General features: G+C 68.1%; 18 protein-coding genes. 8 read left to right on the forward strand and 10 right to left on the reverse strand.

What is annotated here, in order from left to right; all coding sequences use genetic code 11:
* The first annotated feature begins 140 nt into the window (after positions 1 to 140).
* Positions 141 to 1,349: a cytochrome P450 gene (locus tag ABZ803_RS30135; RefSeq protein ID WP_357044473.1), complete on the forward strand. Its 1,209-nt coding sequence runs from the start codon at positions 141 to 143 to the stop codon at positions 1,347 to 1,349.
* A 106-nt stretch (positions 1,350 to 1,455) separates the two neighbouring features.
* Positions 1,456 to 2,694 carry an AraC family transcriptional regulator gene (locus tag ABZ803_RS30140; RefSeq protein ID WP_357044475.1) on the forward strand — a complete coding sequence of 413 codons (1,239 nt, stop codon included), beginning with the start codon at positions 1,456 to 1,458 and terminating at the stop codon, positions 2,692 to 2,694.
* A gap of 179 nt (positions 2,695 to 2,873) precedes the next feature.
* Here the strand turns inward: ABZ803_RS30140 and ABZ803_RS30145 are convergent, their stop codons facing one another.
* Genes ABZ803_RS30145 through rplN form a run of 4 tightly spaced genes read right to left on the reverse strand, consistent with a single transcriptional unit; the run spans position 2,874 to position 4,316 of the window.
* On the reverse strand, positions 2,874 to 3,059 hold the full coding sequence (locus ABZ803_RS30145; protein ID WP_014981705.1) for a type Z 30S ribosomal protein S14: 186 nt from the start codon (positions 3,057 to 3,059) through the stop codon (positions 2,874 to 2,876).
* A 4-nt stretch (positions 3,060 to 3,063) separates the two neighbouring features.
* On the reverse strand, positions 3,064 to 3,627 hold the full coding sequence (gene rplE, locus ABZ803_RS30150; RefSeq protein WP_040864866.1) for a 50S ribosomal protein L5: 564 nt from the start codon (positions 3,625 to 3,627) through the stop codon (positions 3,064 to 3,066).
* Position 3,628: 1 nt separating this feature from the next.
* Entirely contained in the window at positions 3,629 to 3,946 is a 318-nt protein-coding gene (rplX, locus tag ABZ803_RS30155) for a 50S ribosomal protein L24 (protein ID WP_040864865.1), read from the reverse strand.
* Position 3,947: 1 nt separating this feature from the next.
* Positions 3,948 to 4,316, reverse strand: coding sequence for a 50S ribosomal protein L14 (gene rplN / locus ABZ803_RS30160; protein ID WP_039795505.1), 369 nt, complete (start codon positions 4,314 to 4,316; stop codon positions 3,948 to 3,950).
* A gap of 351 nt (positions 4,317 to 4,667) precedes the next feature.
* On the opposite strand from rplN, the gene ABZ803_RS30165 reads away from it, so the two are divergent.
* Positions 4,668 to 6,716 (forward strand): M13 family metallopeptidase, encoded by a 2,049-nt coding sequence (locus ABZ803_RS30165; protein WP_357044478.1) that lies wholly within the window; start codon positions 4,668 to 4,670, stop codon positions 6,714 to 6,716.
* A 119-nt stretch (positions 6,717 to 6,835) separates the two neighbouring features.
* Here ABZ803_RS30165 and ABZ803_RS30170 read toward each other — a convergent pair whose 3' ends face one another.
* Positions 6,836 to 7,531, reverse strand: a complete 696-nt coding sequence (locus tag ABZ803_RS30170; RefSeq protein WP_357044480.1) for a TetR/AcrR family transcriptional regulator — start codon at positions 7,529 to 7,531, stop codon at positions 6,836 to 6,838.
* 69 nt (positions 7,532 to 7,600) lie between these two features.
* Between ABZ803_RS30170 and ABZ803_RS30175 the strand changes: the two genes are divergently transcribed.
* The 3 genes from ABZ803_RS30175 to ABZ803_RS30185 all read left to right on the forward strand — a co-directional run bounded on the left by ABZ803_RS30175 (position 7,601) and on the right by ABZ803_RS30185 (position 10,267).
* Positions 7,601 to 9,043, forward strand: coding sequence for an MFS transporter (locus ABZ803_RS30175; protein ID WP_357044482.1), 1,443 nt, complete (start codon positions 7,601 to 7,603; stop codon positions 9,041 to 9,043).
* Positions 9,044 to 9,326: 283 nt separating this feature from the next.
* On the forward strand, positions 9,327 to 9,716 hold the full coding sequence (locus ABZ803_RS30180) for a cupin domain-containing protein (protein WP_357044484.1): 390 nt from the start codon (positions 9,327 to 9,329) through the stop codon (positions 9,714 to 9,716).
* Positions 9,717 to 9,826: 110 nt separating this feature from the next.
* Positions 9,827 to 10,267, forward strand: coding sequence for a nuclear transport factor 2 family protein (locus tag ABZ803_RS30185; RefSeq protein ID WP_357044486.1), 441 nt, complete (start codon positions 9,827 to 9,829; stop codon positions 10,265 to 10,267).
* Here ABZ803_RS30185 and ABZ803_RS30190 read toward each other — a convergent pair.
* Both ABZ803_RS30190 and ABZ803_RS30195 read right to left on the reverse strand, forming a co-directional pair.
* Positions 10,216 to 11,334 (reverse strand): DUF6545 domain-containing protein, encoded by a 1,119-nt coding sequence (locus tag ABZ803_RS30190; protein ID WP_357044488.1) that lies wholly within the window; start codon positions 11,332 to 11,334, stop codon positions 10,216 to 10,218. The genes ABZ803_RS30185 and ABZ803_RS30190 overlap by 52 nt on opposite strands.
* A gap of 71 nt (positions 11,335 to 11,405) precedes the next feature.
* Entirely contained in the window at positions 11,406 to 13,196 is a 1,791-nt protein-coding gene (locus tag ABZ803_RS30195) for an MFS transporter (protein ID WP_357044490.1), read from the reverse strand.
* A gap of 128 nt (positions 13,197 to 13,324) precedes the next feature.
* Here ABZ803_RS30195 and ABZ803_RS30200 point away from each other — a divergent pair, with 128 nt between their 5' ends.
* Positions 13,325 to 14,305, forward strand: coding sequence for an ABC transporter substrate-binding protein (locus ABZ803_RS30200; protein ID WP_357044492.1), 981 nt, complete (start codon positions 13,325 to 13,327; stop codon positions 14,303 to 14,305).
* A gap of 44 nt (positions 14,306 to 14,349) precedes the next feature.
* Entirely contained in the window at positions 14,350 to 14,988 is a 639-nt protein-coding gene (locus ABZ803_RS30205) for a hypothetical protein (protein ID WP_357044494.1), read from the forward strand.
* A gap of 159 nt (positions 14,989 to 15,147) precedes the next feature.
* On the opposite strand, the gene ABZ803_RS30210 is transcribed toward ABZ803_RS30205, so the two are convergent.
* From ABZ803_RS30210 to ABZ803_RS30220, 3 genes are all read right to left on the reverse strand, one after another.
* On the reverse strand, positions 15,148 to 18,627 hold the full coding sequence (locus ABZ803_RS30210; RefSeq protein WP_357044568.1) for an amino acid adenylation domain-containing protein: 3,480 nt from the start codon (positions 18,625 to 18,627) through the stop codon (positions 15,148 to 15,150).
* Between the two features lie 112 nt (positions 18,628 to 18,739).
* A complete protein-coding gene (locus ABZ803_RS30215; protein ID WP_357044496.1) occupies positions 18,740 to 19,813 on the reverse strand; it encodes an MAB_1171c family putative transporter in 1,074 nt (357 codons plus the stop codon).
* Between the two features lie 81 nt (positions 19,814 to 19,894).
* Positions 19,895 to 24,931, reverse strand: a complete 5,037-nt coding sequence (locus ABZ803_RS30220) for an amino acid adenylation domain-containing protein (RefSeq protein ID WP_357044498.1) — start codon at positions 24,929 to 24,931, stop codon at positions 19,895 to 19,897.
* Position 24,932 lies beyond the last annotated feature (1 nt).

Raw genomic sequence — 24,932 nt, forward strand, 5'->3', positions numbered from 1 at the left:
ACGTTTGTTCTTCTGCGTCGCACTTTCGTTGTGAGGCAGCGATACCCGGTTCCGGTCGTTCGGTGTGTCGCTGCGGCCGACACTGGGCGTGCACACGTCAGCCGTGTCCGTGTGTGACCGAACGCACCATGGGAGACATCATGACCGAGCCCGTCGCTCAGCTGCCTACCGCCGGCGAATTGGTTTTCGATACCTTCGACAGGATCCGTCGGCGTGGACCGATCGTTCCGATCGAACTGCCCGGCAATGTCGTGGCCTGGTTCGCCGTCAGCCACAAAGCGGTGAGCGAACTCCTCGCCGGAGACGGCACCGTCTTGAGCAAGAATCCGCGCAACTGTCCGGCGCTGCAAGACGGCACGATTCCAGCCGACTGGCCCTTGCGGGCGCTCACCGATATTGATCACATGATCAACATGGACGGTGAGGATCATCGACGGCTGCGGAGAACGATCAGCCAGGCGTTCACCCCTCGCCGAGTCGCCGCGCTCGAGCCCCGAATCCAGCAGATCGCCACCGAACTCCTCGACGATATTCCCGACCACGAGGCCGAAGTCGATCTCGTCTCCAGCTACACCACTCCCCTGCCGGTGCGGGTGATCGGCGAACTGTTCGGTGTACCGGCGTCCGAACAACAACAATTCCGGATCTGGGCGTCCACGGTCATGTCGCATCTGAGCACCGGCGACGAGATTCAGGCCGCGATGGCGGATATGCTCGGCTACCTCGCCGAACTCCTCGGCCGCAAACGGCGCACACCCGGCGACGACCTCACCTCCGCGCTGCTGGAGGCCAACGAAGCGAACGGTTTGACCGACGACGAACTGGTCAACATGTTGTGGTTGGTGCTCATGGCCGGACATGAAACCACTGTGCACCTGCTCGGCAACGCGGTCGTCACGCTGTGCACCCATCCCGAGCAGCTCGCCGAAGCCCAGGCCGAAGACCGGTGGAAGGACGTCGTGGAGGAGATGCTGCGCTTCCGCTCTTCGGTGGCCGCCATTCTTCCCACTCGGTATGCGCTGCAAGACATCACCATCGCCGGCGTAGACATTCCCGCGGGAGCCATGGTGGGGTGGTACGGCGGCGTCGGGCGGGACCCGGAGCGCTATCCGGACGCCGGTACCTTCGACATCGACCGCGATCACCGAGACCAGCTGGCGTTCGGCCGGGGACCGCATGTCTGCCTCGGCGCTCATCTGGCCCGGCTGGAAAGCCACATCGCGTTGTCTACGCTGTTCAGCCGATTCCCGCGATTGCGCCTGGCCGGTGAACCCACCCAGTTCTACGGCCCGAATTTCATCACCTGCGGGCCCCTCGCACTTCCCGTCCTGCTGGAACCCAGCGCGTAGTGCAGAGTGAATCGGCCTCACGACGGGATATGTAGGACAGCCACAGGTCCTCCGAGGTGATGTTGAATCGTGAAGCCCCGAATAACACATCTGCCAAGGCGTCATCATGATGTACACCGAGCTTGTTACGAAAGACATCGACGAGTGGGAAGCACTCAGCGACAGCTTTCTGCCGTCCGAGTCCCGGTATCGTGATCCGCGCAACTGGTGGATCCGCGCCACCGTTCAGGACACTGTTGCGCACACTCTCCTGCGCTTCGACCAACGCAGCGAGCGTCTAGCCTGGCGGACCCCGTCACACACCCGGCAGGGCGGTAAAGACTACTGGTTGGTCGTGCCGCAGCGGGCTGTGGGGGGAGTCAACACCTTTGAGATGAACGACACGGTAATGCGCGTAACTCCCGGTAGCGCAATGCTATTGAGCCCAGATCAGCCGTTTCGGTACTACATGCCACGCATGGTGACGAACGCGGTTCGCATACCGCGTGCTGATATCGACAATCGACTGTCGTCCGCCAGGCCACCGCAAACGACGCTCGACATGGAATCGGGCCTGGGCCGGATCGTGCAGAGCATGATCCGCGAAACGCATGCCGAGCGATCCAACCTCACGGACTGGCAATTCAACGCCGTCTGCGATCGAATCACTGAGCTGATCTGCTTGATGCTGCTCGGCGATATGGGCCCGCAACGAAGCAATCTGGCTGAAACGGCTGCAGCCGTTCGTCAGTACGTGCGGGAGCACGTCGGTGGCGGAGACTTACGTCTGCCTGCGGTGGCATCGGCTCTCGGCTGGTCGCCCCGGCAGTTGCGGCTCGCCCTCCAGCAGAGCGGTACCACCTACCGGGAAGTGCGGCAGGACGAGGCGCTGCGCGCCGCGCGTGACCTGCTCTCCCAACAGGGAAAGAGCACGACTGTCAGCGATGTGGCCGCACGTTGCGGTTTCACGCAAACCTGGTTCTCCCAAGCGTTCAAGGCACGCTACGGCGAAACACCACGAGATTTCCAGAAGCGCCGATCGAGGGAACTGACCGATCGACGGGTGTCGGGCCTTGACGGATCCCATCCAGCTGCATTCGAAACCCACCACGCCGCCGGGGTTCCCACGGCGACCGGGCGCCGTAATGCCACGATGCCGCCGGTGTGCTCTCCGACATGGTCGGACCGGGTGGGCACCGCGCTGGAGGGCGCCCTCACCGAAGGTACGCCCTCGCTGGCGGACGCCGCCCGACTCCTCGGGGTCGGGCCACGGACGCTCCAACGCCGGTTGGCCGACGAACGAACAACGTGGAGCCGCGAACTGAACCAGGCACGCCGACGGTTCCTCGACAACACCACCACATAAATCTCGCCGGGCAACTCGCGACAGGGCGAACCTCCTCGGCTGCTCAGGACGGGCGGGCGCGCCGCGAGCACGGCAGCGATGAGATAGCAGAGAAACTCCTGGAGACAGCAAAGGCACGGACTCGTGTGAGTCCGTGCCTTGCTGTTCGGTTATCCGGGTGCGCTCCCAGGAGCGTCAGCTCACCAAGAGCTCTTGTGCACGCCCGGCAGCTCGCCGCGGTGGGCCATTTCGCGCAGGCACACGCGGCAGAGGCCGAACTTGCGGTAGACCGCGTGGGGGCGGCCGCAGCGCTGGCAGCGGGTGTAGGCGCGGACAGCGAACTTCGGCTTGGCGTTGGCCTTGTTGACCAGTGCTTTCTTTGCCATGTGCTCAGTTCTCCTTGAACGGGAAGCCGAGGTGCTTGAGCAGGGCACGGCCTTCTTCGTTGTTGGTCGCGGTGGTCACCACGGTGATGTCCATACCACGCGGACGGTCGATCCGGTCCACGTCGATCTCGTGGAACATCGACTGCTCGCTCAGGCCGAACGTGTAGTTGCCGTTGCCGTCGAACTGCTTCGGCGACAGGCCGCGGAAGTCGCGGATACGGGGCAGCGCGATGGAGACCAGGCGGTCCAGGAACTCCCACATCCGGTCGCCGCGCAGGGTGACCTTGGCGCCGATCGGCATGCCCTCACGCAGCTTGAACTGCGCGATGGACTTGGTCGCCTTGCGGATCTGCGGCTTCTGGCCGGTGATCAGGGCCAGGTCCTCGACGGCGCCGTTGATCAGCTTCGCGTCGCGGGCGGCGTCACCGACACCCATGTTGACGACAACCTTCACCACGCCGGGGATCTGCATCACATTGGCGTAGCCGAATTCCTTGTTCAGCGCGTCCTTGATTTCTTCGCGGTAGCGCTGCTTCAGCCGGGGCTGCACTTTTTCGGTCGTGGTCATGTCAGATGTCCTTCCCGTTCTTACGGGAGATCCGGACCCGCTTGCCGCTCTCCTCGTCGGTCCGGTAGCCGATACGGGCCGGCTTGCCGTCGGAGTCGACGACCATCACGTTCGAGACGTGGATGGGGGCTTCCTGGGTCACGATGCCGCCCGAGGAGGCGCCGCGCTGGTTGGCGGAGTTCGCGACGTGCTTCTTGATCCGGTTCACGCCCTCGACGAGGACCCGGTTCTCCTTCGGGTAGGCCTGGATGACCTTGCCCTTGGCGCCCTTGTCCTTGCCCGAGATGACGAGCACGGTGTCACCCTTGTGCACCTTCATGTCAGAGCACCTCCGGAGCCAGCGACACGATCTTCATGAACTTCTTGTCGCGCAGCTCGCGGCCGACCGGGCCGAAGATACGAGTGCCGCGCGGGTCGTTGTCCGCCTTGATGAGCACGGCCGCGTTCTCGTCGAACTTGATGTAGGAACCATCGGGACGACGGCGCTCCTTGGTGGTGCGCACGACGACGGCCTTGACGACGTCACCCCGCTTCACGTTGCCGCCGGGGATGGCGTCTTTCACGGTAGCGACGATGATGTCGCCGATACCGGCATAGCGACGCGACGAACCACCGAGAACGCGGATGCAAAGGATTTCCTTCGCGCCCGTGTTGTCGGCGACGCGCAGTCGCGACTCCTGCTGAATCACTTCAGCGTCCTCCTTGACCTGGACGTATGTGCACGCCGGATTGCCGACCCGACGGGCATGGTCGGTTGCCCTCCGGACGCGCGCCTGCCAGCGGTTTCCTCGGTTCGAGCAAGAAACTTCGAGCAAGAATCGCGGAACCAACCACTGGGGGTTCACTGCCGGATTGCGGGCATAGCTCCCGCAGGCAACCGGTCTAGTGTATGGGAACCCGCAGGTCGTTCCCAAATCGGGGCCACACGGCGGTGCCCGATTCCCCAATCCCGGCCGCCCCGGCGCCGCGCCGGTAGCCTCGTGTCCTGCAAGGCTGCCTTCGTACATCTGCGGCACCGCCGCGTCGGGGAGAGGATTCTCGTGACATCTACCGGTCGGCCAGCAAAGCTGGATCGTCGTGCCTTCCTGGTCGCCCTCGGGGCCGTGCCTGCCGCCGCGGCGCTGGTCGCGTGCTCGGACGACACCGAACCCGCGAGCAGGACGCTCACGGGCGTCGATCTCAGCGGCGTGGACGAGACGATCCGGCCGCAGGACGACCTGTACCGGCACGTCAACGGGAAGTGGCTGCGGGACTACCAGCTGCCGCCGGACAAGGTCAGCTACGGCTCGGGCAGTGAGGCGGGCGACCGCACCGAGCAGCAGCTGCGGGAGATCATCGACGGCATCCGGGATCCGAAACCCGGGTCGGAAGAGCAGCAGATCAGGGACCTCTACGACGCCAGGGTGGACTGGGACGAGATCGAACGGCTCGGCATGACGCCCCTGGCGCCGCTGTTCGCCAAGATCGATGGGGCCGCCACCAAGCCGGACCTGGCGAAGGTGATGGCCGGACTGCCGATCGACGGGTTGATCGGGCTCGGCATCGGCGTCGACCGGAAGAACTCGAACGCCTACATCCCTTCGGTCGGTCAGGCCGGACTCGGCCTCGGCGAGCAGTACTACCGGAAGCCGGAATACGCCGAGGTGCTCACGCAGTACCGTTCCTTCCTCGAGCGCATCGCCGCGGGCGCGGGGTTCGCCGATCCGGCCGGTCTCGCGCAGCGGGTGTTCGACCTGGAGAAGCGGATCGCGCCCGCACACTGGGACAACGTGCGCAACCGCGACACCGACGCGACGTACAACGTGTACAGCTGGGCCGATATGACCGCGCTCGCTCCGGGCTTCGACTGGGACCCGTGGCTGTCCGGGAACACCGACCGCCCGCGCGAGCTGTTCGCGACGATGGTGGTCAACCAGCCCTCCTACATCACGGCGGCGGGCCAGTTGTGGACCGAAGTGGATATCGCGACCTGGCGGGACTACCTCAAGCTCTACGTGCTGCGTGAGTTCGCTCCCTACCTGCCCAAAGCCGTCAACGACGCGAACTTCGAATTCAAGGGCAAAGTACTCAACGGGCAGGACGAACGGCCCGAACGCTGGAAGTACGGAGTTTCGATCGTCGACGACAAGCTCGGCGAGCAGCTCGGGAAATTGTATGTGGCCAAGCACTTCCCGCCGGAGGCCAAGGAGCGGGCCAAGGAAATGCTCGCCGACGTCGTCGCGGCCTACCGGGAGAACTTCACCAACTCCACGTGGATGTCGCCCGCGACCAGGGCCGCGTCGCTGGCGAAACTGGACAAGATCGATCCCAAGATCGGCTACCCGGACAAGTGGGTCGACTACTCCAAGCTCCAGATCACCAGGGGCAAGCTGATCGAGTCGTTGCTCGCCATCAACGCTTTCGAGGTCAAGCGCGCGTTCGCGCGACTCGGCACGCCGGTCGACAAAGACGAATGGGGGATGTCGCCGCAGACGGTGAATGCCTACTACTCGTCGAACTCCAATCAGATCGTCTTCCCGGCGGCCTATCTCCAGCCGCCGTTCTTCGACAAGGACGCGCTGCCCGCGGTCAATTTCGGCGCGGTCGGGTCGACCATCGGGCACGAGATCGGCCACGGTTTCGACGACCAGGGCTCCAAATACGACGGGGACGGCAATCGCCGCGACTGGTGGACGCCCGAGGACCGCGCCGCGTTCGACGCCAAGGCCAAGCAATTGGTCGACCAGTACAACGCGCTCGTGCCGGAGGGACTGGAACCGAACCAGCACGTCAACGGCGAACTCACCGTCGGCGAGAACCTCGCCGATCTGCGCGGACTCCAGATCACCTTGGCCGCTTTCCGCATCGCCGAGAAGCGCCGGGGTATCGACAATCCCGACTACCGCACCATGTTCCTGTCCTGGGCTCGCAGCTGGCGGGAGAAGCAGACAAAAGAACTCACCGTCCGCTATCTCAGCATCGACACCCACTCCCCCAACGAATTCCGCTGCAACCAGGTCGTCCGCAATCTCGACGAGTTCTACAAGACCTTCGAGGTCAAGGAGGGCGACAAGCTGTTCCTGCCCCCTGATCAGCGGGTGACGTTCTGAGTCGGCCGAGCGTGTTCGGCCGAGCGTGAAGCGAGTTCGAGCCCGCCCTTCGTGGCGGGCTCGAACTGTATGCCGGACCGCGCAGGCGGATTATCCGTAGAGCGCGGTGGATCGGCCGCTCAAAGCCTTTCGGAGCAATCGCTCGATTTCTGCGGGCGCGTCCGCAGCAGACCATCGATCAGAGCATCGAGGCCGAATTCATAGGTGTCCTGGGCGGCGAGGGACAAGTAGTCGGAGCCGAGGGCGGCCAGGCGGGGATGGGTCTCGGCGTCGAGGTCGGCGAAGACCTGCGCGCGGAAGGTCGGGCGGTCCTCCGCGGCCCGGCGTGCGGATCGGGCGCGCACGATGAGATCGCCCGCCGTGTAGTGCCAGACGACGCGGTAGGCCTGGACGGCCCGCGCCGGCGATAGGCCGCCGGCGACGAACCCGTCCACGATGGATTCGGTCACCCACAGCGCGGAGACACCGAGAAGGTCGTCGGCGGCGAGGATCTCGACGACCCACGGGCGCGCGGCGAGCGCATCGCGCATGGCCAGTGCCGCGACGCGGACGCGCCGGCGCGGATCCTCCGGCAGATCCGGCCACACCACCTGGTCGGCATAGTCGTTGAGCAGCAGCCGGAGCAGGTCTTCCTTGTCGCGCACATGGTGGTAGAGCGCCATGGGCGTGCAACGGAGTTCGGTGGCCAGGCGGCGCATGGTCAGCTTCTCCACGCCGTCGGCCTCGATCACCGCGTTGGCCGCCGCGACGATGTCCGCGCGGGAGATACGCGCGGGTCGGCCGGTGCGCTGGGGCTGCGACGACGAGCTCGGCATGGGTCCATCTTCGCCCATCCCCCGAAAAGGGTGTGGACACGGGGCGAGGCGTGCGGTTAGTTTCTATACATGTATAAAAACTCTGGAGGGCGGCCGGGCGTGGCGCTGACGGCGGTGGCCGTCGCGCAGTTCATGGTCGCGTTGGACCTCGCGGTGGTGAACGTCGCACTGCCCGCCATCCGGGCAGATCTGGGCTTCGCGCCGGTCGATCTGGCCTGGGTGGTGCACATCTACGCGCTGACCTTCGGCGGGTTCCTGCTGCTGGGCGGGAAGGCGTCCGACCTGTTCGGGCGGCGGAGACTGTTCACCGGCGGGCTCGTCGCGTTCGGAATCGCCTCGCTGGCCGGCGGTCTCGCGCAGCAGCCGTGGCAGCTCGTCGCCGCGCGAGCGGTGCAGGGCCTCGCGGCGGCGGCCGTGGCGCCCGCCGCTCTGGCCACCCTGACCACGACATTCCCGGAAGGTCCCGCGCGGGTGCGAGCGCTCGGCGTATGGAGCGCGGTGAACGCGGCGGGCGGCGCGATCGGTGTGCTGGTCGGCGGATTGCTGACCGAGTACGCGAACTGGCGCTGGGTGATGCTGATCAACGTCCCGATCGTGGTGATCGCGCTCGGCGCGGCGGTGGCCGGTGTCGCCGCGGATCGGGTCGGCGAGCGAGGACGGATCGATGTGCCGGGCGCCGTCCTCGGCACCGCCGGAATCGGCCTGCTGGTGGTGGGCGTGGTGCGGACCGAACACCACGGCTGGCTCTCCGCCACCACGGCGATCACGCTCGGCGCAGGGGCGGTGCTGCTCGCGGCCTTCCTGACGGTCGAGGCGCGGACATCGACTCCATTGGTCCGGCTCGGCTTGTTCGGCAATCGCTGGGTGAGCGGCGCGAATGCGTTCGTATTCCTCGCCGGGGCCGGGCAATTCAGTGCGTTCTATCTGCTGTCGCTGTATCAGCAGCAGGTGCTGGGCATGAGCGCGGGCGCGGCGGGCGCGGCGTTCGTACCGTTCTCGCTCAGTGTCATCGCCGGCACGGTGGTGGCCACTCGTCTCGGCGGCAGGCGATCACCGAAAGCGGCGCTGGTCCTCGGCGGAGTGCTGACCACCGTCGGTATCGGCTGGTTCGCCTTCATCAGCCCCGACGGCAGTTTCCTCGCCGACGTCCTGGGCCCCTCGCTGCTGGGCGGATTCGGCCTCGGACTGTGCCTTGCCCCGGTGGCCGCTGCGGCGACAATGGGCGTCGCACCCCGTGAAGCGGGGATGGCCTCCGGCGTCTTCAACAGCGCGCGCCAGCTCGGCGGCTGCGTCGGCGTGGCCGCGCTCGCCACCGTCGCGGCCGCGAGAACCGGCAGCAGCACCGCGCCCGCGGCTGTGAACGATGGTTACGCCCTGGCGCTCTGCTGCGCGGCGGGACTCTTCGCGGTGGCGACCGTCGTCGCCGCCACCATGCTGCCTGCCACGCGCCGCACGATCCGCACGACGCCGGAGAGTGCGAAGGCCGCAGAACTCTCCGCCGCGCACACGTGAAGACGCCTCGACAGGCTCGATGGAAATCGTCGACGCACGATATCGGCGTACCGCACTCCTGGTGTAGCCCGGCGAGCCGAAGCCGAGCGGACCCCGCCGCAGGGTGGTCCACAGAGCGAAGCATCTGCCGACGGATCGACTACGCGGAGTGGATTTCACCGAGCGGCCCGGCACCGGCTCCGCACGCGCGATCGTCGAGCGGCTCTCGCAACCACTGTGCGGAGCGCCTGGAAACCGAACAAACGAAAAGTACCCCCACCCATCACATCGAAAGGTGCACAACATGAACCAGAGCTCGATCGACTTGTTCCGCCGAGCGGTCAATTTCGGCCGTGACGGTTCGGTAGCGTCCGGTGAACGCCGGATGGCCACCGGCGACGGCGACTGGCAGCTCGCGACCTTCCACGTCGAATCCGACGCCGACGTGCACGCCGACCACTGGGAAGTCCATCCCGGCAGTGACGAAGCGGTGTGCTGCCTGACCGGCGCGCTGCGCCTCTATCTGCGACCGGAGCACGCGGGCGACGACGAGACGATGGTCCGCCTCACGCCCGGCACCGCCTTCGTGATTCCTCGGAACCGTTGGCATCGCATCGAACTCGACGAACCCTCCGACATCATGTCCATCGGCCTGCGCCACGACACCCGCCGGGAGCCGGTCACCACGCACTGATTCCCCAGCGGTTCCCGTGCCCGCGGCGCGTGCGCGGGAACCGCCCCGGCGAGCATCGCGACGTCCGAATACCGCCGGTCCCGCCCGCATCCGGCGGTCAGACTGGCCGTATGACGCGATCGACGACCGACTCGATGACCGTGCTGACCGGAATGTACGCGGCCGAAGCGGAATACCTGGCGGCCGGCGGTCCGGGCAACGCCTCGTTCGACCTGCTCGCCCCGTTCTTCCATCCATCGGTGGTCCTCCATCAAGCCGAGAACCTGCCGTACGGCGGGACCTGGCGCGGTCACGACGGCATGGAGCGGTTCTTCCGCGCGATGAGCGCCACGTGGGAGGTTTTCGATCTGCTCGAACAGCGTTTCCTCACAGCCGCCGAGACCGTCGTGGTGCATACCGAAGTCCACGCTCGCGCTCGCGCGACGGGCCGCGAACTCACTTTCCCGATCTTGCAGACGATCACCTTCGCCGACGGCCGTATCGCCGAGGTGCGGCCCTTCTACTGGGATACCGCGGCAGTCGCCGGGATCTGCGCGTCGACCGGCCGATGATTCACGGTCGCGACAGCCTCCGGCCACGCACGAGCCAATTCGAGCAGAAACCGGAATTCCGCCGCACGATCGCGAGCCTCCGCCTGCGCCGCGCCCACGGCGGCGACACCCGAGGCCGGGGCGCTACCGCCGCGCTTGGCTCGCACGGCCAGTGCCACCTGGAGCGCGTAGCGACGCGCGTCGCTGTCGATCCCGGCGGGCGAGCCGGGCGCATATGGTCTCAGGTGCAGCAGCGCGTCCCAGATCTCGACGGTCATCCGATAGAGCCGGGAGGTGGCCTCCCTCGGCGCGGAGAGATCCTCGGCCAGTACGACTTCCGGTACCACGGCGGTGAGATCCCGCCACAGCGGCCGCAGCCTGCGGCAGGCGCGCCCGGCGCGATCCAGGCCCGCCCGCGCCAGCAGTGCCGTGACCAGGGGAATCATGGTCACCAGGGTGATGGCGGAGAACATGAGGATCGCCGCGACAGCCCACACCTTCCCCGGCTCGCTCGGCGGCGTACCGGCGAGCGCGCGACCGACCATGATCGTCATCGAGATCAACCAATAGCTCGCGAACGCGAGCAACATCGCGAAAGTGAGCTTCTCCCTGAGCGAAACGCCTCTGGAGCGCAGCTCGCGAACGCAGGCACGAGCGAAAAACAACGCACAGGCGCCGCCGGGTAGCGCCGACAGCGTCCATACGACTTCGACGTAGTCGATCCGCCACGCCCACCGCAGGATCGGTGTGACGACGATCAGCGAAACGGCGACAGCGACCGCCGTCGCATCGTATCGCCGCTGACGCCGGTGGACGGCCGCCACGTCGGCGCCGTCGACGAGCCTGGCCAGCCCGTAGAAGCTGGCGACCGCCATGAGACCACCGCAGAGGTAGACGCGCGGCCCGAGGTCGGGACGATCCAACGCGACGGTCACCTCGAACAGCAGCAGACCTACGAGGTTCCAGCTGAAGGTGCGGTTGATCAGCCGATCGGTGGCCGTCTCGTCGACGAGCAGCCACCGCCCCGCGGTCATGAGCGCGACGAAGACGACGACCGACAGCACCACCGGAGTCGGGACAGCGTTCATCTCGATCGACGGTAAGTCCTCGCGCGGCGGGAGGCCAGCCCGGGCGCGAAACCCGTTGCGCCGATCACCGATCAGCGGACGGGTACCGCGGCGCTCAGATCCTCCGCCGCCGGTCCGGCCGCGGCGAGTTCGGCCGCCTCGTCGTAGACGTATCTCGCACCGATGAACCAGGAAGCCACGGCGGCCAGGAACATCATCACGGCGGCCGAGACGAACACCACCACCAATCCGGAATGGAACGGGCCGGTGAGCAGATCGGGGAAGAACTCCTGACCGGTGAGGGTTCGCGCGTCGACGCCCGGCTTGCCGAGTTCCCCGGTGGGACCGAGCAACTCCTGGATCGGGTTGTAGCCGAGGAACGCGGCGAACATGCTGGCCACCGGCGGCATCGCGGCCAGTTCGGCGGCGGCTCCCGCCGAGACGCCCTGCGCGCGCAGCCCGGAGTCCAGCGCGGACGGCAGGTTCGCCGCCAGCCCGACGACCATCAGGGAGAAAAAGATTCCCATCGACAGCGCGTTGCCCCCGTTGAACAGGGTGCCGCGCATGCCGGAGGCCGCGCCGCGCTGGGCGGCGGGGACGCTGGACATGATGGCGGCGGTGTTCGGCGAGAAGAACAAACCGCTGCCGATACCGTTGAGCAGGGTGATCAGCGCGAACAGCCGGTAGTCGAAATCCACCGGGATGATCAGCAGCAGCAGGAACGTCGCGCCGGTCAGCAACGCGCCTCCGGTGGTGAACAACCGTGGCCCGTAGCGATCGGACAGCCAGCCCGAAATCGGTCCGGCGGCGAGGAATCCGATGGTCAACGGCAACAGATAGATGCCGGCCCACAGCGGGGTGGACTCGAAGTCGTACCCGTGCAGCGGGAGCCAGATGCCCTGCAACCAGATGATCAGCATGAACTGCATGCCGCCGCGTCCGATCGAGACCATCAGATTGGCGAAATTGCCGAGCCCGAAGGCCCGGTGCCGGAACAGCCCCAGGTGGAACATCGGGTCGGCGACGCGAATCTCCACCACGCAGAACACCGCGAGCAGCACGATGCCGCCCAGCACCGCGGAAAGCACCCACGGGCTGGTCCAGCCGGTGGCGTGGCCGCCGTAGGGCTGAATGCCGTAGGTGATGCCGGTCAGCAGCGCGGTGAGGCCGAGGCCGAAGGTGATGGTGCCCGCCCAGTCCAGCTTGCCCGCGGTCCGGATGCCGACCTCGTGCAGCGAGCGGTAGGACCAGACCGCCCCGAGGACGGCGATCGGGACGCTGACCCAGAACACCGCGCGCCAATCCCATTCCGAGAGCACGCCGCCGATGAGGAGGCCGAAGAACGAACCGGCCACCGCCGCGACCATGTTGATACCCAGCGCGGTGCCACGCTGGCCGGCGGGGAAGGCATCGGTGAGGATCGCCGAGGAGTTGGCGGTCAGCATCGCGCCCCCGACGCCTTGGACGACGCGCCAGACGATGATCCACATCGCGCCGGCGCCCCCGTGCCACGGATCGAAGGACAGCGCGACCGCCGACAGCGCGAAGATGGTGAAGCCGAGGTTGTAGACCCGCACCCGGCCGAAGATGTCGCCCAGCCGCCCGAACATCACCACCAGCACGGCGGTGGCGAGCAGGTAACCCATCAGCATCCACAGCAGGTATCCGACGTTGCCCGCCTCGAGCGGGTTGAGCCCGACACCGCGGAAGATCGCGGGCAGCGAGATCAGCACGATCGATGAGTTGACGGCCGTGAGCAGGACACCGAGCGTGGTGTTGGTCAGAACGATCCACTTGTAGCGCGGATGATCCCGGTCGTAGCGCAACCGGCGCCGGATGGTCCGGACATCGCCCGGATCGACTTCGATGGATGGATTCGTCACGGCAGCCCCTCACCAGATAGTTACCACCGCAAACTATATAGTTAGCGGATGTAACCATCAACCGGAGTCCCCACCGCAGAGCAAGATAGGTTAGCCTTGGCTGATTTGCTTTGAAGGAAGGTGCGACGATGAAGTTCGTTCGGACGCGCGGCCGTTGGCCGCGGGCGGCGCTGACCCTGATGGCGGGAGTTCTCGCCCTCACCGTCGCCGCGTGCGGATCCTCCGAGGACGACTCGGCGTCCGGCGGCGAGAAGGTGACCATCACCCACGCCCGTGGCGAGACCACCGTCGAAGGCACCCCGAAGAAGATCGTCGCCCTCGGCAACCAGTGGCTGGACACCACGCTCGCGCTCGGCGTCGTCCCGGTCGGATACCTCGACAATGTCGCGGTGGCCTCCAAGAGCACGCCGCCGTGGGAGCCCAAGAGTCTCGAGTCGGCGAAAGCGCTCACCACCACCGGGAATATCGCCGAACAGGTCGCGACCCTGGAGCCGGACCTGATTCTGGTCGACCCGTTCATCGCCGATCAGAAGACCTACGACGAACTGTCCCGTGTCGCACCGACGCTGCCCGCGCTGAGCAAAGAGTCGGTGGCGCCCTGGCAGGACCAGGTCACCGCCCTCGGCAAGGTGCTGCACAAGACGGATGAGGCGAGCAAGGTGATCGCGAAGGTGGACGACAAGATCGCCGCCATCGCCGCAGCGAACCCCGGCCTGAAGGGCAAGACGTTCGCCAGTACCTGGCTGGCCGGTCCGGCACAGCTGATGGTGTTGACCGACCCCGACGACGGGTCGTCGAAGGTATTCACCCAATTGGGTCTCGGCATTCCGAAGAACCTCACCGAACTGCCCGCCAACCAGGGCAGGCTGGCCCTGTCCCCGGAACGGGTCGACGAGCTGACCGCCGATCTGTTGCTGGCCGGCTACGCTCCGGGGTTGGACGAGAAGTACCGGCAGCTACCGGGATACGCCGACCTGCCCGCGGTCAAGAAGGGCTCGGTGGTCTTCCTCACCACCCAGGAGATCAGCGCCGTGAACACTCCCACCGCGCTCTCGCTGCCCTACATCCTGGACAAGCTGGAACCCGCCTTCGCCGCCGCGGCGAAATAGGCGACGCGCCGGTCAGCTCGATCCCACAAGCGGAGGTTCGGTCCTTGCCCGCCGCCACATATTCACAGCAGACCAGATTCGCGTTCCGGCCCGGCGTCACCTGCAAGACCGGTACGGCGGCCGCGGTGCTGACCGATCCGCCGCGCGAGGAGAAGCTGACCGGCCTGACCGCCGGTCAGCTCCAGGCGTTGGAAACACTGAACCGCGGACCGGCGACCCTGGCGGAGATGGCCACGGGCGGTGACGATGTCGCCGGACTGATGGGCGGGCTCGCCGACGACGGCTGGCTGTCGATCACGGTGCGAGACGGCGGACGCGACCTCTACACCATCCGCCCGTTCACCCGGTCCGCGCCGCGACCGGGCACCCCGCTCCCCTGGTCGGCGACGCTGTCGAAATTCGCCGTGCTGCATCGAGACTCGGAAGGCTTCGTGCTCGAGCACCCGCGGGCGTGGTGCGCTCTGCGCATCCACGACCCGCGCTTGCTGGCGTTGCTCGACGGGCTCGGCGCGGCCGACGCCGACGTGCCGTTCGCCGTCAAAACACAGTTCGCCGACGACCTGCACTGGTGCGGATTCCTGGTCGCGGACGCCTACACGGAGGACGACGAGTTCCCCCGAGCGGAAGGCGCCTGCCCGTTGTGTGGTTCCGTCGCCGCGGCACGCTCGGCGAGCACGCCGTAGACCCGGGGGCATCCCGGCCCCGCCGCGAGGACCCATTCGCCTGATGTCCGTGCGTACAGGCCACCGACGGTCGTGCGCGGCTGCGACCGGAATGCGGTCGACTTGCCGCGCCGCCCGCTCGTCGGACCGTGACAGGCTGACGGCGCGGCCGGGCCCTCGTTACGTTTGCGCGAGGATCTCCTCGTCCGTCATCGATGCCACCTCGAGGTAGAGCCGGGCGACCGCGGGCAGCCTGCCGTCCTTGCCTTCGCGTTCCTGTAGCCGCTCGGCGAACCGCGCGACGGTACGGGTGGCGAACAGGTCCGCGACCAGGGCGTGGTCGGCTTGCAACCACTCGCGTACCCGGGCGACGACGGTGGTGGCGAGCACGGAATCGCCGCCCCGGCCGAAGAAGTCGTCGTGCACGCCGATCGCGTCGACCCCCAGGACGGTCGCGACGATATCGGCCAGCGCGGCCTCCACGTCGTCGCGCGGGGCGGTGGCCTGATCCTCCTCGGCCTCCGGCTCGAGGAGGCGGACCACGGCGCGGCGGTCCAATTTGCCGTTGGCGGTCAACGGCATCCGCGCCAGGAACTCGACGCGGGCGGGGACCATGTAACCGGGCAGCAGATCCGAGACCGCCGCGGTGATGTCGCCGATCTCGGCCACCTCCCCCGCGACGGCGGCGACCAGCTTGGGCGCGCCCGCACCGACGACCGCCGCGACGGCGTGCCGCACGCCGGGCACCGTGCGCAGCGCGCTCTCCACCTCGCCCAACTCCACCCGGTACCCGCGGATCTGGACCTGATGGTCGGCGCGACCGAGGAATTCGATCGTGCCGTCGGGCCAGTACCTGGCCAGATCACCGGTCCGGTACCAGCGGATCCCGTCGTGTTCGACGAAACGCTCCGCGGTCCGCTCCGGGTCGTTGCGGTAGCCCGCGGCGACGCAGACACCGCCGACCCACAGTTCGCCGGGCACCCAGTCGGGGCAGTCCCGGCCCGCGGGACCGACGACGCGGCACCTGACATTGCGCAACGGAACGCCGAACGGCACGGTGGCCCAGTGCTCCGGCGGTTCGCCCTGCACCTCGCAGATGGTGGTGTGGATGGAGGTCTCGGTCGCGCCGCCGAGACCGGCGAAGCGGCAACCCGGCACCTGGGCCGACAGCCTGCGGGCCAGATCCGCGCCGACCCAGTCCCCGCCGAGGATGACCGCGCGCAGCGAATCACCCAGTTGGTCACCGCCGATCTCCAGAATCATGTCCAGCATGCTCGGCACACAGTTGAGGATCGATACCCGATGCGTGCGTAGCAGTTCCACCCACGTGGCCGGATCGGCGCGTTGCTCCGGATCGACGGTCACGACCGATCCGCCCGCCGCGAACAGGCCGAAGATGTCGTAGACGGAGAGGTCGAACTCCAGGGCGGACAGCCCGAGCGCGCGACCTGTGCTGTCGACCTCGAACCATTCGTTCAACGCGTCGATGGTGTTCATCGCGCCGCGGTGCGGGATTTCGACGCCCTTCGGCACGCCGGTCGATCCGGATGTGAAGAGCACGTAGGCGATCTCGCCGGTATCCGGGAAGACGGGCGCGGCCAGCGGCCGCGGGTAGTCGCGGGCCGCGTCGATGGGCAGACACGCGATCGGCGCCCCCAGGTCCGCGCCCTCGACCGTCAGCGCCGCGGCGATACCGCCGGTGCGCAGGATCTCCGCGCGTCGCCCGACCGGCTGATCGAATCCGATCGGGACGTAGGTCGCCCCCGCGGCGAGCACACCGAGCACGGCCAGGACCTGCTCCGGCCCCTTCGGCAGCTGAACCGCGACCGCGTCGCCTGGCTGCACGCCCTCGGCGCGCAAGGCGCCCGCCACGGCCAGCGCCCGGGCGGCCAATTCCCCGTAGTTCCACATTCCTCGCTCGTCGCCGAGACCCCACAGCACCGCGGGCGCACCGGGATTCGCCGCCGCGTGCTCGAAGAAGCCCTGATGCAGGCAACGCCCACTGACCGGGCCGTCGGTGGCGTTGACCGCGGCGCGGACCTCGGCCTGGGCGACCGGCAGCCGCACGGCCGCCTCCGCGTTCCACCCTGCCGCGCCTTCCCCGAGCCGCCCGATGGCCGCGCAGTACCAGGCGAACATGGCGTCGATCAGGCCCTCGGGAAAGGCCGACGCGCGCACGTCCCAGTTCAGCAGCAGCCCGCCACGGACCTCGGTGACCTGCGCGTCGAGCAGCACCTGCGGTCCCTGCGAAATGATCCACACCGGCTCACCGAAGGTTTCGGTGACCTTGTCGGCGAACAGTTCGCCCAGATTCAGAGCACTGGTGTAGACGACCGGGGCCAGCACCGGCTCGCCGCGCTGCCTACCCAGATCGCGCAGCACCTCGAGCCCGGAATAGGCGGTGTGCGCGCCGCTTTCGTGCATGCCGCGCTGTAGCGCGCGGGCGCGATCGGTGACCGACATGCTCTCGGTGACGTCGACCTCGAGCATGATCGAGGAGGTGAAATCGCCGATCACGCGGTCGATGTCGGGGTGCACCGGATCCCGGTGGAACAGCGGCACATTCAGCAGGAAGCGACTCTGCGCCGACCAACCGCCGATGGTCTCGGCGAACACCGCCGCCAATGCCATCGCCGGCGTGATGCCGCGCTCGTGCGCGGCGGCGAGCAACCGCTGCTTGGCTGCCGGTGACAGCCAGTGGTCGTAGCGCACGGTGCGGTTCGGGTCGGTGCGCTCGCTGACCGGAACGGTGGGAAGCTCCGGTGCGCCCGGCAATTCCGGCAGCCGCTCCTGCCACCACTGCCGGTCGCGGTCGCGAGCGGTGAGGTCCTCTCGATACTCGGTGCGGTGGCGACGGTAGGTGTAGCCGGGGGCGGGTACGGCCGCCCCGTGGTACAGCTCGGCCAGATCGGAGATCAGCACGCGATAGCTCATGGCGTCGCCCGCGAGCATGTCGACATCCAGGTGCAGCCTGCTGCGGTCCGGGTCGCGCAGGGTGAGTGTGACGTCGATGGCCTGGCCGTCTTCGATGGCGAGGCGCTGATGGGTCTTGCGCTCGCGCAACTCGGTCAAGGCGGCCTCGGTCTCCTCGGGCGACCGATCGCGCAGGTCGACGACGCCGAACACCGGTTTGCCCGGGGCGGTCATGGTCTGCTGGGTGCCATCCGGCAGGAATCTGGTGCGCAGCATCGGATGTGCGGCGACGAGCTCGGCCACCGCGCGCTCGAGTCGCGCGGGATCGATGCGGCCGCCGTCGAATTCGACGTAGAGGTGCGCGGCGACTCCGCCGAGTTCTTGCTCGTCGGAGCGGCCGATCCAGTACGCGTGCTGCATGGTGGCCAGGGGGAACGGAGCCGACTCGTCGGCGGCGGCCGCGATCGGTGCCACCGTCTCGACCGGCACCGGCACCGGCTCCGCCGATCGCCCGGCGGCGTCGTTCGCGCCCAGCAGACCGTGCCACGAAGCCACCGTGGGGCTGGCGGCCAGTTGAGCGAAATTGATGTCGGCGCCGCGCTTGCGCCAGCCGCCCGCGAGTTTCATCGTGCGGATCGAGTCAAGCCCGAGTTGGATGAGGTCGTCGTGATCGGCGATGTCCGCGGCGGTGAGCCCCAGGTGACCGGCCACCGCGGCCCGGATCTCCTCCAGGCCGATGTCCACCATTCCTTCTGCCCGACGCTGTGTCGACTCCATCGCGCTGCCACTCCTTGTCTGCCGCCGGATCGGCGGACCGAGACTGCTGCGGCATAGCTTAGCCGAGCCTAAATAGGTTTGCCTAACCTACATCGGCGCGTGCTTTCGGCCATTCCCGGGCCAATTCGAGCAACTGCCGCAGACCGTGGGCACGATCGCGGCTACCGGATGGCAGCGCGGCGAACGGGGTCGTCTGCGCGACCGGCCGGAGCCCGGCGGCTCTGGACCGGACGGCATGGGCGATCCGACGGGCATGATCACCCGCGCCGGGCCCGGAGGCGGCCGCATGTTCGGGCGCCGGGGACGGCATGTAGGGCTTCAAATGCAGGAGGGCATCCTGGATCTCCACCGTCATCCGATAGAGCCGTGACGCCGCGCCGCCGTCCTCCTGGTTCAAGACGACTTCCGGGACGGCGGCGGTCAGGTCACACCACAGGGGATGCAGGCGGCGACAACGCCGGCCTGCCCGATCCAGCCCCGCTCGCACCAACACGGCGGTGAACAGTGGTATCGCCGTGAGTGTCGCGATGACCAGCAGGCAGAAGAACGACGAGACCGCCAAGACGTTCCCCGGATGACTCGGCGGCACACCACCTATCGCGCGGACCACAGTGAGGAGTGCCGCCACCGCCCAGTACACCGCGAGGAACAGCAGAACCGAATAAGTCAGCTTCTCCTTCATCGAACGTGCCGCGGTCCGCAACTCCCGGACACTGGCCTGCGCCACCAGACACCCGCTGGCGGCCATGGGCAGCTCGGACAGCGTCCATACGATCTCGTCCAATCCGACGTGCAGCACGTCCCGCGCGGCAGGCGAAACCACCAGCGTCACCGCCGAAGCCACGGCGGCGACGGCGCTGTAGATCCGCTGCCGGCGCAACGCCACCTCGGGCCGCGCGCCCGCGACCAGTTGCGCGAGCACCAGAACGACGGCGGTGGTCAGCAATCCACAGCACAGGAACAACCGCTGGCCGAGTACGGGGAATCCCGCCGCGCTGATGATGACATAGAGCGCGAGGCCACCGACATTCCACGCCCATGCTCGGTTGATCATGCGATCGGTGATGGTGTCCGCGACGAGAACCCATCGCCCGGCCGCGATAGCCGCGACAACCAGGATGACCGGGAACATGAACCACACAGGCACGGAATCCATCGCCGTAGACCCTAATCGCCGCGGCCCGCGGGCCGATCGCGAGCCGGTCGCGGTCCGCCGACCGCGACCGGCTCTCTCGGATCATCGTTGCGCGGACCAGGATTCGCGCAGCATGGCCAAAGCGTCACCGGACAGCCCCGAGGCCGACATCGGCTCGTACCGATGTTCCTCGGGTACCCCTGCCGCCTGCGCGGCCTGATCGGTGGCCGCGTCCACCGCCGCCGCCAGCTCGTGGAGGGTGAAGTACTCGAAGATCATCTGCGGGGTCAGCGCCAGGCCCGCCTCGCCCGCTCGCGCCGCCCACTGGATCGCGATGACGCTGTCGCCGCCGAGCGCGAAGAATCCGTCCGTGCGGCCCACGTCGGTGATCTCGAGCAATTCCTCCAGGAGCGCGGCCAGCGTGCGCTCGGTCTCGGTCTGCGGCGGGCCTGGTTCGGCCTCCCCGGCGGCGACCTCCGTGGTCGAGTAGCGCACCGCGGTGCGCGCGGTGTCCCAGTCCTCCGGCACGAGGTTCGATTCCCGCACCGCCGTATCGGGTTTCGTGGCGAACGCGGACAAGATCCGCACCAGCGTGTCGACGAAGACCTCGCCGGAGGCCGGGTCGTAGAGCTCGGAGTTCACCACGACCCGCACCAGCAGTTCGCCGCCGGGTTGCACGAGGAAGTCCAGGTGGAAGTCCATGAACGCGGCGTCGTACCGCGGCGTGAGCGGAGTCAGCGTCGCCTCCCCGCGCGCGGCGAAATCGACCGTCGGCGCGGTGTGCCCGAACTGCATGATCACCTGGAACAGCGGGTTGCGGCCGAGTACCCGGGGCGGGTTGAGCGTCTCGACGATCCGCTCGAAAGGCACGTCCTGGTGGCCGAGGGCGCTGAGCGCGGACTCGCGCACCCGCTCGAGCACGGTGCGCAGCGTCGGTTCGCCCGAAAGGTCGTTGCGCAACACCATCATGTCGGCGAACAGCCCGATCAGCCGGTCCACCGATCGCCCTGGCCGGTTGGCGACCGTCGCGCCGATCGGCACGTCGTCACCACCGCCGAGTGTGTGCACCAGCACCGCGGCCGCCGCCTGGCACAGCATGAATTCCGTCGCGCCGGACGTCTCGGCCAGCGATCGCAACGCCTGCCACGTCTCGGCGGGAACGGTGCGGGTCGCGCTCACGCCGGCGTGGCCGAGCCGCGCGGGCCGCGGGCGATCGTGCGCGACCGCGATCTCCACCGGCAGTCCCGCCAGGGCGCCGCGCCAATAGTCGAGCTGTCTACGGCCGTATTCACTGAGATCGTCGCGGCCGGGCGCGTGGTCGAAGGTATCGCGCTGCCACACCGCGAAATCGGCGAATTGCAGCGTCAGCTCCGGCCAGGACGGAGCGGCGCCGCCGACCCGTGCCCGGTAGGCGACGGTGAGGTCCTCGATGAACACCCGGCACGATTCCCGGTCGGTGACCATGTGATGCGCCAGCACCGACAGCACATGGGTTCGCTCGTCCAGGACGAACAGGCGCAACCGGACCAGCGACTCCGCCGCCAGGTCGAAGACGTGGCTCGCCTCGGCTTCCAGAGCTTCCTCCAGCCGCGCCGCCACCGTGTCCGGATCACCGTCGAGCACAGTGCGCGGCAGCTCGACCGGTCCGGCCGGGGCCACCCGCTGATACGGCGTCCCCTCGTGTTCCGGGAAGCTCGTGCGCAGCGATTCGTGGCGGCCCGTGACGTCGGCGAGGGCGTGGGAGAGCGCGTCGATATCGAGTGCACCGTCGAAACGGATGGCGAACCGGAAGTTCTCCCAGCCGAACGGCCCCTCCAACTTGCGGCGCAGCCACAACGCACGCTGCGAGTACGACAGCGGAACCCGCTCGGGGCGCGCCTGTTTCGTCGGCATCGCGGCGTCGTCACCCGCTGTGCGTCCGGTGGGGGTGACCTCGTCGAGGTTCTCGCCGAACTGATCGTGATACCGGGCGACCAGATGCGCGGCGAGTCCCGCGACCGTCGGGGTGTCGAACGGCGCGCGCACGTCGATGTCGACCCCGAAGGTGTCGCGCACCAGCGCGACCAGCCGGGCCGCGAGCAGGGAGTGGCCGCCGAGTTCGAAGAACGAGTCGTCGGCGCCCACCCGCTCGGCGTCGAACAGCTCGCCGTACAGGGCGGCGAGCCGGATCTCGGTGGGTGACTCGGGCTCGCGATAGCTGTGGGTCTTCGCCAGCACGGGCTCCGGCAGCGCGCGGCGATCGAGCTTGCCGTGCGCGCTCAGCGGCACCTCGTCGATCACCGCGAACGCCGCAGGCACCATGTGCTCGGGCAATGTCGCCGCGACCGTCGCGCGCACCTGCTGCAGATCGATCTCGGCTCCCGGCGCGGGTACCAGGTACGCGGCCAGGATGGGGCCGAGCCGCTCGTGGTCGGTGACGATCGCGACGCACTGCGCGACGCCGGGGTGATCGGCGACCGCTGCCTCCACCTCCCCGAGCTCGATCCGGAACCCGCGCACCTTCACCTGTTCGTCGGCGCGCCCGACGAATTCGATCTCGCCGTCGGCGGTGCGCCGGGCGAGGTCGCCGGTGCGGTACAGCCTGCCACCGGGCAGGAAGGGATCGGCGACGAACCGCTCCGCGGTCAGGGCGGGCCGGTCCAGATAGCCACGGGCGAGCTGACGGCCGCCGAGGTAGATCTCCCCGAGCACACCCGGCGGCACCAGCCGCAACGAGTCGTCGAGCAGGTAGACGTAGACGTTGCGGTTCGGGAATCCGATCGGCACGATCCTGGTCCCCTGCGGCCCGTCGACCGGCATGGAGGTCGAGCACACGACGGCTTCGGTGGGTCCGTAGTGGTTGCGCAGATCGGCGTCGAATTGCGCGGCGAAGCGGTCGGCGATCTCGCCGGGCAGCGCCTCACCGCCGACCGGCACGTGCCGCAACGCCCGCCAGTCGTTCGCCTCCGGCAGCATGAGGAAGGTCGCCAGCAACGACGGCACCATGTGCAGCACGGTGATCCCGTGCCGCGCGATCAGCTCGGCGACATAGGGAATGTCGCGGTAGGCGTTCGGTTTCGGGACCACGATGCTCGCGCCCGCGATCAGCGGCAGGAAGATGTCGGCCAGCGACGCGTCGAAGCTCACCGAAGTCGCCTGCAGGACCCGCTCCGGGATGCTTGCATCCCAGTCGGCCGCGAAATTCACCAGGTGGTCGGCGATCGCGTCGTGCGGGACGGGCACGCCCTTGGGCTGACCGGTGGAGCCCGAGGTGTAGATGACGTAGGCGATGTTCGACGGACGCAGCGGTGCGGTGCGGTCGGCGTCGGTCGGCTCCGTGTCCGGCAGGGCCGCCGCCTCGGTCATCGCCGCGGCGATCGCGTCGGCGTCGAACGACAGCGTCGGCCGGGCGTCGGACAGCAGGTATTCGATGCGATCCGGAGGATAGGCCGGATCGATCGGCAGGTACGCGGCGCCCGACTCGAGCACCGCGAGGCTCGCGACGATGAATTCGATGGAGTTCGCCATGCGCAGCGCGACGAGCTGCTCGGGGCCGGCACCGCGGCGAATCAGCCAGTGCGCCAGCCGGTTGGCCCGCCGTTTCAACTCGGCGTAGGTGAGTTCGGCGTCGTCGGATACCACCGCGACGCGATCCGGGGTCGCCGCCACCTGCCGCCGTACCAGCTCGACCAAGGTGGTCGGCGGTGCGTCGACGAGCGGACCGTGCGACGCCGCGATGATCTCGGCGCGGTCGGCGGCGCCGAGGATGTCGATCGCGCGCACCGGCTGCCCCGGATCGCCAACGGCGCCGGCGAGCAATGCCAGGTAGTGCCGCAGCAATTGATCCACCACCGACCGGTCCAGCTCGTCGACGAGATAGGTGGCTTCCACGCGCGCGCCCCCGTCGTCGAGGACGACCATCAGGCCGAGGGGCTCCTGGGCGACCGCGCTTCCCCACGGCAGCTCGGTGGATCCGACATCGGCGAGATCGAAGCCGTTCGCCCCGCCGCGCACACTGAAGCTCAGCTGCACCAGCTGGGCCAGGCCGTCGCTGCCCGCGACGCGGTCCGAACTCACCTCGCGGACAACCCGTTCGACGCCGACGCCTTGGTGTGCGAACGCGTCGCGGGCGGCGTCCCTGGTCGCGTCGACGAGCTCGGCGAACGTCTGCGCCGGATCGATGCGGGCTCGCAACAGCAGCGTGTTGCCGAAATAGCCGATCAGTGCCTCGGCGTCGCGGCCTCGGCGGTCGGTCACCGGCACCGCGACGAGGAAGTCCGTCGCCGCCGTGTACCGATCGACCAGCGCCTGGAAGGCGGACAGCAGCACCATGAACGGGGTCGCCGAACGTTCACGCGCGACCTCGGTGACCCGGTCGAGCAGTTCGGGCGGCAACGGCAGCACGCACTTGTCGGCATTGCGCGTGGCGGCGGTCGCGCCGAGCGCCCCTGGCAACTCGAGTCGTTCCGGCAGCGGAGTCAGCCGGGCGCGCCAGTACGCCAGGTCGGCGTCGTCGTCGGCGGACCGCTCGGCGAGCGACACGTCGACGTACTGCGACCGGATCTCCGGCAGCGCGTCACCGCGGTAGGCGGCATTGAGCTCGGCGAAGAAGACCGACCAGGAATCGTCGTCCCAGCCGATGTGGTGGATCGTGAGCACCAGCACGTGTTCGGCCGGGCCGGTGCGCGCCAGCGTCACCCGCAGCGGAGACTCCGAGGTGAGGTCGAACGGACGCGTGAATTCCCGCCTCGCCAGGACTTCGAGCCGCCTGCCTCGCCCTTCCTCGGACAGGTCGGTGAGATCGTGCTGCTGCCAGGCGATTCCCAGATCGGCGTGCGCGATCTGATACGGGTCACCGTCCGCGCCCGCGTGGTAGGTGGTGCGCAGGATCTCGTGCCGCGCGACGACGGTGTCGAAGGCGGCGCGCAGTCGCGCGGTGTCCAGCGGACCGTCGAGACGGTAGCCGACGCAGACGTTGAGCGTGGTGTCCTCCGGCGCGACCGTCTGCAGGAACCACATCCGCTGCTGCGCTGACGAGAGCGGAGCCGGTTCCCCGGGGCGCCTGCCGCGCTCGGGTGTCGCCTGGGCGGGGGCGAGTTGCTGTTCACGCAGTCGCTGCTGGAGCAGCCGCTTGCGCCGCTCGAGGATCTCGTCTGACATG

Source organism: Nocardia sp. NPDC047648, assembly GCF_040642815.1.
GTDB lineage: Bacteria > Actinomycetota > Actinomycetes > Mycobacteriales > Mycobacteriaceae > Nocardia > Nocardia gamkensis.

Coding starts and splice junctions, on each gene's coding strand:
- ABZ803_RS30135 (WP_357044473.1), top strand. CDS start 141: ATGACCGAGCCCGTCGCTCAGCTGCCTACCGCCGGCGAATTGGTTTTC.
- ABZ803_RS30140 (WP_357044475.1), top strand. CDS start 1,456: ATGATGTACACCGAGCTTGTTACGAAAGACATCGACGAGTGGGAAGCA.
- ABZ803_RS30145 (WP_014981705.1), bottom strand. CDS start 3,059: ATGGCAAAGAAAGCACTGGTCAACAAGGCCAACGCCAAGCCGAAGTTC.
- rplE (WP_040864866.1), bottom strand. CDS start 3,627: ATGACCACGACCGAAAAAGTGCAGCCCCGGCTGAAGCAGCGCTACCGC.
- rplX (WP_040864865.1), bottom strand. CDS start 3,946: ATGAAGGTGCACAAGGGTGACACCGTGCTCGTCATCTCGGGCAAGGAC.
- ABZ803_RS30170 (WP_357044480.1), bottom strand. CDS start 7,531: ATGCCGAGCTCGTCGTCGCAGCCCCAGCGCACCGGCCGACCCGCGCGT.
- ABZ803_RS30175 (WP_357044482.1), top strand. CDS start 7,601: ATGTATAAAAACTCTGGAGGGCGGCCGGGCGTGGCGCTGACGGCGGTG.
- ABZ803_RS30180 (WP_357044484.1), top strand. CDS start 9,327: ATGAACCAGAGCTCGATCGACTTGTTCCGCCGAGCGGTCAATTTCGGC.
- ABZ803_RS30185 (WP_357044486.1), top strand. CDS start 9,827: ATGACGCGATCGACGACCGACTCGATGACCGTGCTGACCGGAATGTAC.
- ABZ803_RS30190 (WP_357044488.1), bottom strand. CDS start 11,334: ATGAACGCTGTCCCGACTCCGGTGGTGCTGTCGGTCGTCGTCTTCGTC.
- ABZ803_RS30200 (WP_357044492.1), top strand. CDS start 13,325: ATGAAGTTCGTTCGGACGCGCGGCCGTTGGCCGCGGGCGGCGCTGACC.
- ABZ803_RS30210 (WP_357044568.1), bottom strand. CDS start 18,627: ATGGTGGACATCGGCCTGGAGGAGATCCGGGCCGCGGTGGCCGGTCAC.
- ABZ803_RS30215 (WP_357044496.1), bottom strand. CDS start 19,813: ATGGATTCCGTGCCTGTGTGGTTCATGTTCCCGGTCATCCTGGTTGTC.
- ABZ803_RS30220 (WP_357044498.1), bottom strand. CDS start 24,931: ATGTCAGACGAGATCCTCGAGCGGCGCAAGCGGCTGCTCCAGCAGCGA.